The sequence below is a fragment of the Rhizobium sp. BR 317 genome, assembly GCF_047445835.1.
GTDB lineage: Bacteria > Pseudomonadota > Alphaproteobacteria > Rhizobiales > Rhizobiaceae > Rhizobium > Rhizobium paranaense.
The window spans coordinates 92,492-106,515 of sequence record NZ_JARWLB010000008.1; the positions used below are offsets into that span (position 1 = coordinate 92,492).

9 protein-coding genes are annotated in these 14,024 nt (G+C 58.6%); 7 read left to right on the forward strand and 2 right to left on the reverse strand.

The window, feature by feature from the left end; translation table 11 throughout:
- Positions 1–312 precede the first annotated feature (312 nt).
- The 3 genes from QD357_RS14785 (at position 313) to QD357_RS14795 (ending at position 5,909) form a co-directional block, all read left to right on the forward strand.
- Positions 313–2,244, forward strand: a complete 1,932-nt coding sequence (locus QD357_RS14785; protein ID WP_414124499.1) for a methyl-accepting chemotaxis protein — start codon at positions 313–315, stop codon at positions 2,242–2,244.
- A 456-nt stretch (positions 2,245–2,700) separates the two neighbouring features.
- On the forward strand, positions 2,701–3,933 hold the full coding sequence (locus QD357_RS14790; RefSeq protein ID WP_183938498.1) for an HlyD family secretion protein: 1,233 nt from the start codon (positions 2,701–2,703) through the stop codon (positions 3,931–3,933).
- A complete protein-coding gene (locus QD357_RS14795; RefSeq protein ID WP_414124500.1) occupies positions 3,915–5,909 on the forward strand; it encodes a glycosyltransferase in 1,995 nt (664 codons plus the stop codon). The genes QD357_RS14790 and QD357_RS14795 overlap by 19 nt, the downstream gene beginning before the upstream one ends.
- A gap of 64 nt (positions 5,910–5,973) precedes the next feature.
- On the opposite strand, the gene hmpA is transcribed toward QD357_RS14795, so the two are convergent.
- Positions 5,974–7,185 (reverse strand): NO-inducible flavohemoprotein, encoded by a 1,212-nt coding sequence (gene hmpA / locus QD357_RS14800; protein ID WP_414124501.1) that lies wholly within the window; start codon positions 7,183–7,185, stop codon positions 5,974–5,976.
- A gap of 278 nt (positions 7,186–7,463) precedes the next feature.
- Between hmpA and QD357_RS14805 the strand changes: the two genes are divergently transcribed.
- The gene (locus QD357_RS14805; protein WP_183938495.1) at positions 7,464–7,883 is read left to right on the forward strand and encodes an RrF2 family transcriptional regulator; all 420 of its coding nucleotides are present in this window, start codon (positions 7,464–7,466) and stop codon (positions 7,881–7,883) included.
- Between the two features lie 38 nt (positions 7,884–7,921).
- Here the strand turns inward: QD357_RS14805 and QD357_RS14810 are convergent, their stop codons facing one another.
- Positions 7,922–8,551: a TetR/AcrR family transcriptional regulator gene (locus QD357_RS14810; protein WP_183938494.1), complete on the reverse strand. Its 630-nt coding sequence runs from the start codon at positions 8,549–8,551 to the stop codon at positions 7,922–7,924.
- 131 nt (positions 8,552–8,682) lie between these two features.
- Here QD357_RS14810 and QD357_RS14815 point away from each other — a divergent pair, with 131 nt between their 5' ends.
- The 3 genes from QD357_RS14815 to QD357_RS14825 are packed head-to-tail and all read left to right on the forward strand — an operon-like array spanning position 8,683 to position 13,897.
- Complete coding sequence (locus tag QD357_RS14815) at positions 8,683–9,759, forward strand: efflux RND transporter periplasmic adaptor subunit (RefSeq protein WP_414124502.1); 1,077 nt, start codon at positions 8,683–8,685, stop codon at positions 9,757–9,759.
- A complete protein-coding gene (locus QD357_RS14820; RefSeq protein ID WP_414124503.1) occupies positions 9,756–10,841 on the forward strand; it encodes an efflux RND transporter periplasmic adaptor subunit in 1,086 nt (361 codons plus the stop codon). Before QD357_RS14815 ends, QD357_RS14820 begins: the two co-directional genes overlap by 4 nt.
- Positions 10,838–13,897 (forward strand): efflux RND transporter permease subunit, encoded by a 3,060-nt coding sequence (locus tag QD357_RS14825; protein ID WP_414124504.1) that lies wholly within the window; start codon positions 10,838–10,840, stop codon positions 13,895–13,897. The genes QD357_RS14820 and QD357_RS14825 overlap by 4 nt, the downstream gene beginning before the upstream one ends.
- Positions 13,898–14,024 lie beyond the last annotated feature (127 nt).

Below are 14,024 nucleotides of genomic sequence, written 5' to 3' on the forward strand. Positions count from 1 at the left end.
TAGTGCCCGAGCGTAAGGAAGTGCAGAACTCCCCGGTCAGCCGCGACGATCTTGCCAGGTACGCGGCGCTACGACAGCGAAGTGAGCATAGACTTGTGCGTTGCGCATATCGGAGAAGGTCCGAGGAAACCAGCGAACGGCAGAGAGCATGCCGATCAACCTGTCACTCCATAGTCCAATTCTTCATCAAAACCACAACAGAAGGCGCCAGACCTATCCGCTTTGCGAATATTTCTGAAAAATTAATTCATTATTAAATACAATTTAAGCAAATAGCTCTAGTTGAAATCCATTTTTATTAGGGCAACTTTTATGAACATCAGTATTGCAAAGAGCCTTATTGCTTTCGGTGTCGTGATGACCATAGGGCTTTCTGGCTCGGTAGGGTTGCAACAAATGGCCTTGAACCGGCTCAAAGTGAATGGGCCGATCTATGAGCAGGTCGTCAACGGAAAGGATCTCGTTGCCGATATCCTGCCGCCGCCGCTTTTCGTGGTGGAATCCTACATGCTGGTTTTGGAAGCCAGTGATTTTCCGGAGCTCGCCACCGCGAATGCGGCCAAGATCGCCAAACTCCAACTCGACTACAATGAGCGCCGCGCTTACTGGCAAACCTCCAGTCTGCCACAGAGTTTGAAGGATCAACTGGCAAATGCCGTGCTGACCAAATCCGATGTCTTTTGGAAGGAAATGGACGGCGAGGTTCTCCCGGCGCTGGCGGCCAAGGATATGGCAAAAGTCAAGGATCTGCTCGTTCATCTCAAGGGCACGTTTCACCTGCACCAGGATGCCGTTGAAGAACTGGTGACCAGCTCGAACGATTTCCTCTCGGGTCAGGAGTCGGGCGCCCGCGCAGAGATTGACCGCTGGACCATATTCTCGCTCTCCGCTGCAGGCGGGTCGATACTTCTGCTGGTTGGCGGGACACTCCTTTTGCGACGCAGGGCGATCGTGCCCCTGGAAAGGATGAGAGCCTATATGGGCGTGCTTGCTGGTGGCGATTACACCGGGGAAGTGCCACATTCCGAACGCTCCGATGAAATCGGCGCGATGGCGAAGTCGGTTGCGGTGTTCAAAGCGAAGGCTCGGGAGCACCAGCGGCTCGAGACGGAAGCGGAAGCCAATCGCACGCTTTCCGAACAGGAACGCGCGGCGCAGGAGCAAGTCCGCGCGCGGGAGGCGGCAGATATCAAGTTCGCGGTCGATGCGCTCGCCGGCGGTCTCGGCCAGCTCGCCAGTGGCAATCTCACACATCGGATAGACGTCGCCTTCGCGCCGCCGCTCGACGTCGTGCGCCGAGACTTCAACGCTGCGGTAGAACGGCTTGAGGACGCTCTTCGCAAGGTCGGCCAAAATGCACAGTCGATTGCGACCGATTCCAATCGGGTCAGGTCGGCAACCGACGACCTATCCAAACGGACGGAACAGCAGGCTGCTTCTGTCGAGGAGACCGCCGCAGCCCTCGAACAGATCACCACCACGGTCACGGATTCCAGCCGTCGCGCCGACGAGGCTGGTAGATTGGTCGTAACGGCGCGCGAAAATGCGGAAAAATCCGGTGATATCGTTCGCCGCGCGATCGCTGCGATGGGTGAGATCGAGGCATCCTCGAACGAGATTTCCAACATCATCGGCGTCATCGACGATATCGCTTTCCAAACGAACCTTCTTGCCCTGAATGCAGGTGTCGAAGCGGCGCGCGCTGGCGAAGCCGGAAAGGGCTTTGCCGTCGTCGCGCAGGAAGTCCGCGAGCTTGCACAACGCTCGGCGGCGGCTGCCAAGGAGATCAAGACGTTGATCAACACCTCCGGCGACCAGGTGAAGAATGGCGTGGCGCTCGTCGGGGATACCGGCCAGGCGCTCGACGAGATCGGCCAGCAAGTGGCGGCCATCAATGCCAACGTGGCGGCGATCGTCGAAGCCTCGCGAGAACAGGCAATCGGCCTCAAAGAAATCAACCAGGCGGTCAACACCATAGATCAGGGCACGCAACAGAATACGTCCATGGTCGTGGAATCCAACGCCGCCAGCCATAGCCTTGCGAACGAAGCAGAAGCTCTCTTTAATCTGCTCGGCCGCTTCCGGATCGGCGCGGCCAATCAGCCGGCCGCAGCCTCTGTTGCAGAAGCACATAAGCGACATAGGCCTGTGGAGTCGCCGGCACGTCGACTGACAGCGAAGTTGGCAGGCGCTCTCGGAGGGACAGCCGTGGCAGAGGCCGCCACCTCCTGGAAAGAATTCTAAGGCGCGAAACAAATATCTATGGCGAGGTGATTACCACCTCGCGCGGATGAGCGTTTCCATCGGGCAAGCGGCCTTCGCCTGAACGGCGGGCGCCGCTTACCCGATGGCTGAGAGCACGGCAGTCCGCAGTACACGCGACAACTGTCCTGTGACCCGACATCAGAATATCGCAATGCCCGATGGCAGACCGTCGACGCCGAGGTTTCATTCCGGGACCTGTCAGAGCACCATCATGAGCAAGGCATGGCCTTCCAAGCGACTAGATTCGTTGCACAAAAGCGCGCGTTAACGTTTCCGTACTTGCGCGCCACGGACCCGTTTTTTCGTTATCCATATTTTGCGACCCTCACTTGCTAGCTAATTTTCATTACGCTAAATTACGCAAGAGTTAGTTGTATCTATCGTCGCCATTCGGCGGCGCTCAGGGTTGTCAACGCGGGTTCTTCGTCTATCACCATGATCTGGAATCATCGCATCACACGTATCGCTGTCGGACTGTTGCTGCTGACGATCGCCATCATCGTCTCATTACCGGCAATTACCGGCTTTACGAGCCGTGACGGCACCGTCAATGCTCGTTTCGCCATCGTCAACGCCCCCATCGACGGCATGATTTCAGGAGAGCCCGCCAAGGTTGGCACACCTGTCAACGAGGGCCAGACGCTTGCGGAAATCAACAACCCACGCGTCAACAGGGCAATCCTTGCGTCGCTCGAGGCGGATCGCAATACGGCGCGCGACCGCGTCGTGGCGCTGAAGGCGGAGCGAGACGCGCTTACCGCCCTTCGCGAGCAGCTATCCAAACGCCTGGACATTTTCAGGGAAGCGACGATTTCCAATCTGGAACGCGAAGTGGAGATCCTGAGAAAGAAAGTCCAGGTCTCCCAAGCCCAGGATCTTGCCGCACAGGTCGACCTGAGCCGCCGAATGGATCTTGAATCAAAAGGCATTCTCACGCAGAGGATGGTCGACGCCGCGCGCGCCGCCGGAGCTGCAACCGGCGGCGAGGTCGAAATCAGCAATCTGACCGTCGATCAGTTGGAGCAAAGGCTCACTGCGCTTCGCCAGGGTATATTTGCGTTCGGCGACGGGCAGAATGATGTGCCTTATTCGCGACAACGCCAGGACGAAGTTATCGTCCGGATCGGTGACTTGAACTCCCGCATAGCGGAAAATGAGACACGCGCCGCCGAAGTCGACAAGCAGTTGATCGAAGAACGAAACCGCGTCGGCAGCCTTGAGTCCGCAACCGCAATAGCCCCGTTCGATGGGGTGGTTTGGAGCAGGAGTATCGTCAACGGCTCCAATGTCGTGCTCAACAGTGAGCTGATGCGTCTCCTCGACTGCCGGGAGATGTTTGTCGATATCCTTGTTCCCGAGGTCGATTATGACGAGATTTATCCTGGGCTTGCTGCGCAGGTGCGGTTGTTCGGGCGCAGCGATGTCTTCAACGGCACGGTGGTTTCCGTAAAAGGCAGTTCAGCGGCTGTCGACAGTGATTCCTTTGCAGCCAGCCTGCCGGTGTCGTCGCAGCGCAATGCCCGCATTCGGGTTCATCTCGATCCGTCTTTCATGAACGACGACTTTGCGAATTTCTGCCAGGTCGGGCGGACGGTTCAGGTGCGGTTTCCCAAACACGGTATCGGCTTGACGAATTGGGTTAAAAACCTGTGGTTCAGTATCTTCTAGCGCTGGCTCCGACCTTTGTCGTTTTGGCCCTTTTTCTGCTGGGGCCGTTCAATTGGTCGCGCCACCATACCTGGACAAGGGCAATCACCTGCGCCTTCGTCGGAGCGATCGCGTTACGCTATATACTTTGGCGCCTGACGCAAACCGTTCTTCCCTATCCCTATGACGGCCTCAATTTCTATTGGGTGTGGTTTGTCTTCATCGTCGAGATGCTGGCCTTTACGGAGGTCGTGCTTTTCCTTGTGCTGATGAGCCGTTACGTCGATCGAAGCGCCGAAGCCGACAAGCTGGCGCGGGTCTTCTTTGCGCGCAACGAGCGGGAGCTGCCGACGGTGGATGTCTTCATTCCCACCTACAACGAACCGCTCGACGTGCTCGAAAGAACCATCGTTGGAGCGTTGTCGCTCGACTATCCAGCCGACAAACTCAGAGTATACGTGCTCGACGACCAGCGCCGAGACTGGCTCAAGAGATTTTGCGAGGAAAAGAACGCAATTCACGTCACGCGCGGCGATAATTCGCACGCCAAGGCTGGCAACATGAACAACGGGCTGAAGGTCAGCTCGGGCGACTTCGTCGCCGTCTTCGATGCGGATTTTGTGCCATACCGGAATTTTCTGCGTCGGACGCTGCCTTTCTTTTCCGATGAAAGCGTCGGCATCGTCCAGACGCCGCAACATTTTTTCAATGTCGATCCGGTGCAATCGAACCTCGGGCTGGAGAATATCTGGCCGGATGAGCAGCGCTTGTTTTTCGACGAGATCGCTCCCAGCAGAGATGTGTGGGACGTCAGTTTTTGCTGCGGCTCGTGTTCGATCGCCCGGCGCAAAGCAATCGACGCGATCGGCGGCTTTCCAACGGAGTCCATCACGGAGGATCTGCTGACGACGTTGTCCATGCTCAACATGGGCTACAAGACGCGCTACTTGAACGAGCGTCTGTCGATGGGACTGGCAGCCGAAAACCTAACCGGCTATTTCGTGCAGCGCGAGCGGTGGTGTCAGGGCGGCATTCAGACGCTCTACCTGCATAATGGCCCGCTGCGCGGCCCGGGATTGTCGCTGTTTCAACGGATCATGTTCCTGCCGGCATCGTGGCTGGTGCAATATCTGGTCCGTTTCATGATATTGATCGTGCCGATCGTCTATCTTTGGTTCGGGCTGCTGCCGCTCTATTTTACCGATATCGCCGACTATGTTTCCTACCAGATTCCGCTGCTGACGGCCTATTTCCTGCTGATGCTGTGGATAACACCGACGCGTTACCTGCCGATCATTTCAAGTGCCGTCGGGACATTTTCGACCTTCCGAATGCTGCCGACTGTCGTGTCCAGCTTGATCCGGCCGTTCGGCAAACCATTCAGGGTGACGCCGAAGGGTAGCGGCAACGAGGCGAACCAGTTCGACAGATACACGTTTACCTGTATCGCGAGCCTGATCGCGATCACCGCCGCCGGTCTGCTGATCAACATCGTGCCGGAAACCACCAATGTTCAAGGACAGTTTTCGCCGATCGCGGCCTTGTGGGCAGGTATCAATATCATTGTTTTGATCATCGCCTCTCTTATCTGCTTTGAAAAGCCCCGGCGATTGTTTCACGCATTCAAACTGGAAGAGGCTGCCACGGTTGACGGTATCCCTGGAGAGGTCGTCAGCCTGGCGCTGGACAAAGCAGTCGTCGCAGTGCCCGTTGAAACCCAGTTTCAGTCTCGATCAGTCTCGCTAAAGTTTGACGGCTTCGCGCCATTCGCCGCAGAGCTCAAGCAGGTCACCCAGCGGCGAAGGAGCATCGCTCGCGGTGGCGACAAGCAAGCTTACTATCTTCATCTGTATTTCGATCTCAGCAAATCCGATCGCGACAGAATGATTGTGAAGCTCTACACCGGTGAATATTCGCAGGACATCCACGACATCGACAAAGTCGCCGTCTCGGTCAATCTTCTGCTGCGTTCGTTCGGGCGAACGCGCACCCTGTAATCGGAATCCCTTTGCGGCGGAAACCGATAGGCTCCCGCCGCAAACGTGACCTTTACTCGCCCCCTCAAGCCGCGAGCAGATCGTCGGCTGGACCGAAGAACTCGTAGTGAATGCGGTTCGACGGCACACCCACAAGCGACAGCGCCGAAACCGCGGAACGCAGGAAAAGACGCGGTCCGCAGATATAATAATCCGCCTCGCCGACCGGAGTATTGGAGACCAGCCAGTCGTCGGTGATAATGCCTGCTACGTCGTAATCCCGGTCTGCGGTTTCGTCGGCAAGCGGCGTTTGGTGAAAGTCGGTGACGCGTACCGCCTTGGCCCCTGCCGCAAGCGCGCGGACATGATCGCGCATCGCATGCGTCTCGCGATCATGCGTGCCGTGGACATAGTGGACCGGCACGTCATGGCCCTCGGCGACCAGCGCCTCCAGCATTGCCACCATCGGGGTCAGGCCCACGCCGCCAGAGAGCAACACCACAGGACGCTCGGGACGATCGGCGAGGAAGAATTCGCCTGCGGGTGCTGCGACCTTGAGGATCGTTCCCGCCACGGCCTTGTCATGGAGCCATCCCGAGGCAAGGCCGTGCGGCTCGCGCTTCACCGAAATACGGTAGGTTTCGCCGTTCGGCGCCGACGAAATCGAATAGTTGCGCTTGACCGGCGGATGGCCGGGGATATCGAGCCAGAAGGTGAGATATTGCCCCGGCTTGTGGTTCATGACGCTTCCCCCCTCAGCCGGCCGCAGGATGAACGATTGGATGACGGTGCTTTCACGGATGACCTTCTCGACACGGAAATCCCGCCAGCCGTTCCAGCCGCCGGCAACTTCCTTCTGTTCCGTGTAGACGCGCGCTTCGCGCGCAATCAGGATATCGGCAAGGAACCAATAGGCCTCTCCCCATGCGGCGAGGATGTCATCGGTCGCGGCATCGCCCAGCACGGCCTTGATCGCGCCGAGCAGAGCGTCCGCGACATGGGGATAGTGCTCGGGAAGGATCTGAAGCCCGACATGCTTCTGCGCAATCCTCTCCACAGCAGGCGCAAGCGCGCCCAGATTGTCGATGTTGCTGGCGTAAGCAAGGATCGCTCCGGTTAGAGCCCGCGGCTGCGAACCAGCATCACCGTGATGCGACTGATTGAACAGATCCCGAATTTCCGCATTTTGGAACATCCGCGCATACATCTCCTTTACGATCTCGAGACCGTGGGCTTCGAGCGCGGGAACGGTGGCCTTGACCAGCGCGATGGTCTGCGTGCTGAGGGGCTGCTTCATCGATATCTCCTGTGATTTGAGTGATTTCGGGGGAGGCTGAAAACGTGCGATCGGCCGCCATTAGCGGTTGAATGTGGATCGGCGATCATTTCATTGAAGATCGGACCGATCTTCGTATCGGCCGGGGCATGAGCATAAAACACATCGATGAGGTGACCTAGCCCCTTGCCACCAAGCGTAAACCCCGCCATTGCCGAACTCCAAATCATGCATCCAGAATGCATCTATATCTTCGTCGGAAAACATGCAACAAGAATACATCATTAGGAGACATGCAGATGCGAATGACGCGCTACACCGACTATGCCATGCGCGTGATGCTCTATCTTGGCAGGGAGCCGGACAAGTTATGCTCGATCGGCGATATCGCACGCGGCTATGCCGTCTCGCAGAACCATCTGATGAAGATCGTCAACGATCTGGTGAACGCCGGCTATCTTGAGAGCGTGCGTGGGCGTCACGGCGGCATACGTCTTGCTAAGCCACCCGCCGAAATCAATATCGGCGCACTAGTCCGTCACACGGAGGACGACTTTGATCTGGTCGGCTGCGGCTCCTGCATCATCGCGCCCGCCTGCGGTCTTACCAGCGTATTGGACGAAGCGCTGCAATCTTTTCTGACAACGCTCGATCGCTATTCCCTGGCCGATGTCCTTGCACGCAAGGGCGATTTCAAACATCTGCTGAAAGCGTCATAAAACAAAGTCGCAGGCCTTGGCGGCCAAGCTCCGCCAACTCAGTCCTTTGCCATCAGTCCGTGCAGAATAACATCCATATGCGCTTCGAAAAATGCGTCGACGTCCTGTGGTATGCGATCTGCGAAGATCATCTTCGATATACATAGCGTCACGGCCGCTCCTATCACCGTATCGGGAATCTTGATTGCTGGCGCATCTCGCAGTTCGCCGGCGGCAACTCCGTCTTCAAAAAGCTTTTGTGTCGCATCCATAAGCGGGACGATGAATTCTTCATGATGGCGATCCACGACCTGAGGAAAGCGTGCCCCCTCAGCGATCACAAAGCGGAGGAGTTCTCTCGTGTTCCGGTCCAGCACGATGCGATCGTAGGCCATGCGGAGAAAGGCCCTGATCCTTTCCGAGTAGGGGCCGCTCAGTGTCTTTGCGTAGGCGCTGACATCGGAAAACGACACGGAGATGCGACGAAGCATCTCCTCAAACAGCCGCTCTTTGGTGTCGAAATAGAAGTAGATCGTCCCCTTCGTCACGCCAACGCGACTGGCGATGTCCTCGACGCGTGTCGCCACATAGCCCCGCTCTACGAACTCTTCGAAGGCCGCATCGAGGATCTCATTGGGCCGTTGCGCTTTCCGCTGCGCGCGCAACCCCATTTGTTTTCCTGCTGACATCTCACGTCCTCCCTGGCTCGGGATACTTCGCCACAATCGCTTCCATAGTCACCAACTATTTCATTGACTAATCAGTCAGTCAATAATATTTGGCTGGACACGAACATGAAATCCGCGATCGAGGGGATGAAATGGGTAAATGGGCAATCATCATGGGGTTCGCGCTGACGCTCGCGCTTTCCTCATGCGATCAGAATGACAAGCAGGCCAAGCAAGTGCCGCAGAGCGTCAGAACCGTTGAGGCAGCGCTCAGCAAACCCACGGCAAAGACGACCGTGACCGGCGAAGTGAAGGCCCGGATTGAATCGGAGCTTTCGTTCCGCGTCAGCGGTCGGATTGTCGAGCGAAACGTCGATGTCGGAGCGAAGGTCAAGGCCGGCGACCTGCTGGCCAAGATAGATCCGCAAGAACAGCAGGCAGACGTCGATGTGGCAACCGCAAGCCTTCAGGCAGCCGAAGCACAGTTGACGCAGGCACAATTGGCGGACGCACGCCAGGAAAGCCTCTTCAAAAACCAAGTCACCACCCGAGCTGCCTACGATGCCGCCCGGGAGACGCTTCTGACCGCTCAAGGGACTGAGGAGGCAGCCAAGGCTCAGCTTGAAACCGCCAAGGATGCGCTTTCCTATACCGAACTTCGCGCCGACGCGGACGGGATCATCACGGAACGCAACGCCGAGGTCGGCCAGGTGGCGCAGGCGGCTCAGTCCGTATTCACGCTCGCCCATGACGGTCCGCGCGATGCGGTCTTCAATGTCTTCGAGTCGCTGTTTCTCAAGGAGCGCCCCGACAAGCAGGTTGAGGTCGCCCTGATTTCCAATGCCGCCAGGCGGGTATCGGCGACGGTGCGTGAGATATCGCCGACGATCGATGGCACTACGGGCACGATCAGGGTCAAGGTCGGGCTGGAAAATGGTGCCAGCATGCCGCTCGGAGCGGCGGTCACGGGGACGTTCAGCATGCCGTCGGCAGAAGCAATCGTCCTGCCGTGGGGCGCCATGGCATCGGCGGGCGGCCAGCCGGCGGTCTGGGTCGTCGACCCCGCCACGAGCGAGGTCTCCTTACGCAAAGTTCAAGTCGCGGAATATGACACCGGACAGTTCGCGGTCAGTGCCGGACTTAAGCCACATGAGATCGTGGTTGCTGAAGGCGGCAAATTCCTGCGCCCCGGCCAGCACGTCGACCATTCCCAAGAGGCCGCGAAATGAGAAACTTCCTGATTGCAGCATCGTTGCTGCTGGCAACGTCGATGCTGACCTCCTGCGACGCGAAGCCCGCCCAGTCCGAACAGAAAATACGGCCGGTTCTGTCGACGATCATCAAACCAGAGCCCGTCATCAGCCTGAAACTGCCTGGCACGATCGAACCGAGAATCGAGACGGAACTTGGCTTTCGCGTGCTAGGCCGGGTCGTCGCGCGTGACGTCAATGTCGGCGATCTCGTCACCAAGGGACAGGTGGTCGCCGCCATCGATCCCCTTTCACTCGAGCTTGCTGTCCGCAGCGCCCGCGCCGACCTTTCAAACAGCCAGGCGCAATTGACCAATGCCTCGACATCGGAAGAACGCCAGCGCGCGCTTGCCGAATCCCGATCGGGCAGCGAAGCCGCTCTCGAAAGCGCCGAGCAGGCGAAAAAGTCAGCCGCCGCTTCCGTCGCCAAAGCGCAAGCCAATCTGGCGAAAGCGGAAGAACAGCTTGGCTATGCCCAGTTGGAAGCGGAGTTCGATGGCGTGGTCACAGCGACATCGGCGGAGATCGGCCAGGTCGTCTCGGCTGGACAAACCGTCCTGACTGTTGCGCGTCCGGACGTGCGCGAGGCGGTCATCGATATCCCAGAGGCAAGCCTTGACGGCCTGAAGCCGGGTTCGCCGTTCGAGATCGCCCTGCAGCTTGATCCGGCCATAAGGGTCACAGGCATCGTACGCGAAATTGCGCCTGAAGCGGAGGCGACCACGCGGACGAGGCGCACAAAGATAACGCTTGCCAATCCGCCGGACGCATTCCGTCTGGGTTCGATCATTACGGCAAGCGCTGTCGTCGACAGCGCGCCGACCATCTCTCTCCCATCGACCGCCATCCTAGACAAAGACGGCCAGCCCGGCGTCTGGGTGATCGACCCTCAGAAAGCGACGGTATTCCGCAAGGCAGTAACCCTCGATAGCTCCTTTAGCGATCCGGACCGGGTACGGGTCCTCGGCGGCCTCCAGATCGGCGATCAAGTAGCGATTGCCGGCGTCCATCACCTGACCGAAGGCCAGAAGGTCAAACTCACGCAGGAGAACCAACTTTGAAGACCTTCAACCTCTCCGACTGGGCGCTCGAACACCGTTCGATGATCTGGTACTTCATGATCGTCTTCCTTCTCGCCGGCGTGTTTTCCTATATGGGGCTCGGCCGCGAAGAAGACCCCTCCTTCACCATCAAGACCATGGTCATCCAGGCGCAATGGCCAGGCGCTTCCGCCGAGGAAGTCACCAAGCAGGTGACCGATCGCATCGAGAAGAAGCTGGAAGAACTCGAATCGCTGGACCACACCCGCAGTGTCACCACCGCGGGGCAGACGACCATTTTCGTCGAACTGCTTCCAACGACAAAAGCCAAGAATGTGGAAAGCACCTGGGTGCGCGTCCGCAACATGGTCGCGGACATACAGGGCGATTTTCCGTCCGGCGTGGTTGGACCGTTCTTCAACGACCGCTTCGGCGACGTCTACGGCAATATCTTCGCCTTCACCAGCGACGGCCTCTCCCAGCGGCAGCTTCGCGACCTCGTCGAAGATGCGCGCGCCCGTATTCTCACTGTTCCGAACGTCGGCAAGGTCGATATCATCGGGGCGCAGAACGAAGCGGTCTATCTTGAATTCTCCACCCGCAAGATCGCCGCGCTCGGCATCGATCGCCAGTCCATCATCTCGACGCTGCAGGCGCAAAACGCCGTCACCCAATCCGGTTTCGTCGAGGCGGGGCCCGAGCGCATCGCGCTTCGCGTGGGCGGCCAGTTTGCTTCGGAGGATAGCCTGCGCGCGATCAACCTCCGGGTCAACGACCGCTTCTTTCCTCTGACCGATGTCGCGACGATCAAGCGCGGCTATGTCGATCCGCCGTCTGCGCTTTTCCGCTTCAATGGCCAGCCGGCCATCGGCGTTGCGATCGGCATGAAGCAGGGCGCCAATCTGCTTGAATTCGGCAAGGCTCTGGAAAAGAAGGTCGATGAGATCGTCAGCATTTTGCCGGTGGGCGTCGATGTTCATCAGGTTTCCGATCAGCCGGCCGTCGTCGATGAGGCTGTTTCAGGCTTTACCCGCGCGCTCTTCGAAGCAATCGCCATCGTGCTTGCGATCAGCTTCATCAGCCTCGGGCTGAGAGCGGGCCTGGTCGTTGCGATCTCCATTCCGCTCGTCCTTGCCATTACATTCCTCGTGATGACCTATGCGGGCATTTCGCTGCAGCGCATCTCGCTCGGCGCCCTGATCATCGCACTCGGCCTCTTGGTCGACGACGCCATGATTGCCGTCGAGATGATGGTGGCACGTCTGGAGGTCGGCGACGACCTGCGCAAGGCGGCGACCTACGTTTACACCTCGACGGCCTTCCCCATGTTGACCGGCACGCTCGTCACCGTCGCGGGCTTCATTCCGATCGGCCTCAACGACAGTGCCGCCGGCGAGTTCACCTTCACGCTCTTCGTCGTGATCGCAGTATCGCTGCTGGTCTCCTGGATCGTCGCGGTTCTCTTCACCCCACTGCTAGGGGTGACGATCCTGCCCAAAACCATGAAGAAGCATCACGAGAAGAAGGGCTGGTTCGCTTCGCTATTCTCGGGGACTCTCGCAACCGCGATGCGCTTCCGGTGGGCGACCATCGCGCTCACCATCGTTGCCTTTGGATTTTCCATCTTCGGCATGGGCTATGTGCAACAACAGTTCTTCCCGTCATCGGATCGGCCGGAACTGATCGTCGACTGGAACCTGCCGCATAACAGCTCGATCACCGAAACGAACCGGCAGATGGCCCAGTTCGAACGGGAAATGCTTGCCAACAATCCGAGCATCGATCACTGGTCCAGCTATATCGGCCAGGGTGCGCCGCGCTTCATCCTCTCCTTCGACGTGCAGACGCCTGACGTTACCTTCGGCCAGACGGTCATCGTGACGAAGGGGCTGGACGTACGCGACAAAGTGCGGGCCGAGCTTCAGGATTACCTCAAGAAGACTTTCCCCGGAACGGACGCTTTCGTAAAGCTGCTGGATATCGGTCCGCCGGTCGGCAAGCCTGTTCAATACAGGATCAGCGGCCCGGACATCCAAAAGGTCCGCAGCATAGCGCAGGACTTTGCGGGCATCATGGGTGACAACCCATTGCTCAACGGCATCAACTTCGACTGGAACGAACCCGCCCGCGTCATCAAGGTCGACGTGCTGCAGGACAAGGCGCGCCAGCTCGGCGTCTCGTCCGAAGACATCGCCACCACACTCAACAGCATCGTCGAAGGATCGAGCAGCACCCAAATCCGCGATGACATCTACCTTATCGATGTGATCGGACGGGCTCAGACGGAAGAGCGCGGCTCTATCGAAACGCTGCAGAACCTGCAACTGCCAGCCTCGAACGGAAAGGCGGTTCCTCTGTCGGCCGTAGCAACTTTCCGCTACGAGCTGGAGCAGCCGACCATCTGGCGCCGCGCACGCATCCCGACGATCACGATCAAGGCGGGCGTGACTGGCGACGTCCAGCCGGCAACCGTCGTCCAGCAGCTCGACGAGAAGGTCGAGCAATTCAGGAAGACGCTGCCGGTCGGCTACTCGGTCATCGTCGGCGGTGCCGTCGAGGAAAGTGCCAAGGCACAGGGACCGATCGCCGCTGTCGCTCCCATGATGATTTTCGTGATGGCGACTATCCTCATGATCCAGTTGCAGAGCTTCAGCCGGCTGTTCCTTGTCTTTGCGGTCGCCCCCACGGCTCTCATCGGCGTCGTTGCCGCCCTGCTGATGAGCAATGCGCCGCTCGGCTTCGTGGCGATATTGGGTGTGCTGGCGCTGATCGGCATCCTGATCCGAAACTCGGTCATTCTCGTCGTGCAGATCGAGGATCTCAGAAGATCGGGGGTCAGTGCCTGGCATGCCGTGATCGAGGCAACCGAACACCGCATGCGGCCCATCATGCTGACGGCGGCCGCCGCCACCCTGGCCCTGATCCCCATTTCGCGCGAGGTGTTCTGGGGACCGATGGCCTACGCCATGATGGGCGGCATCGTGGTCGGTACAGTCCTGACGCTGCTGTTCCTGCCCGCTCTCTACGTGACCTGGTTCCGGATACCGAGAGAAACGGCAGAAAAAGCGTCGGCATAACGTCAAGCAACGGACCTGCGCTGGAATATTCGAACGGCGCAGGTCCATTTGGGGGGCACGACCATTCAAGACCACGTCGATTGGCTGATCCAACAGGGTATGGCCTGCAACGATATTGGCGACCTCA

Excerpts from the sequence above, each read along its gene's own strand:
- QD357_RS14785 (WP_414124499.1), top strand. The coding sequence starts at position 313 with ATGAACATCAGTATTGCAAAGAGCCTTATTGCTTTCGGTGTCGTGATG.
- QD357_RS14790 (WP_183938498.1), top strand. The coding sequence starts at position 2,701 with ATGATCTGGAATCATCGCATCACACGTATCGCTGTCGGACTGTTGCTG.
- hmpA (WP_414124501.1), bottom strand. The coding sequence starts at position 7,185 with ATGAAGCAGCCCCTCAGCACGCAGACCATCGCGCTGGTCAAGGCCACC.
- QD357_RS14805 (WP_183938495.1), top strand. The coding sequence starts at position 7,464 with ATGCGAATGACGCGCTACACCGACTATGCCATGCGCGTGATGCTCTAT.
- QD357_RS14810 (WP_183938494.1), bottom strand. The coding sequence starts at position 8,551 with ATGTCAGCAGGAAAACAAATGGGGTTGCGCGCGCAGCGGAAAGCGCAA.
- QD357_RS14815 (WP_414124502.1), top strand. The coding sequence starts at position 8,683 with ATGGGTAAATGGGCAATCATCATGGGGTTCGCGCTGACGCTCGCGCTT.
- QD357_RS14820 (WP_414124503.1), top strand. The coding sequence starts at position 9,756 with ATGAGAAACTTCCTGATTGCAGCATCGTTGCTGCTGGCAACGTCGATG.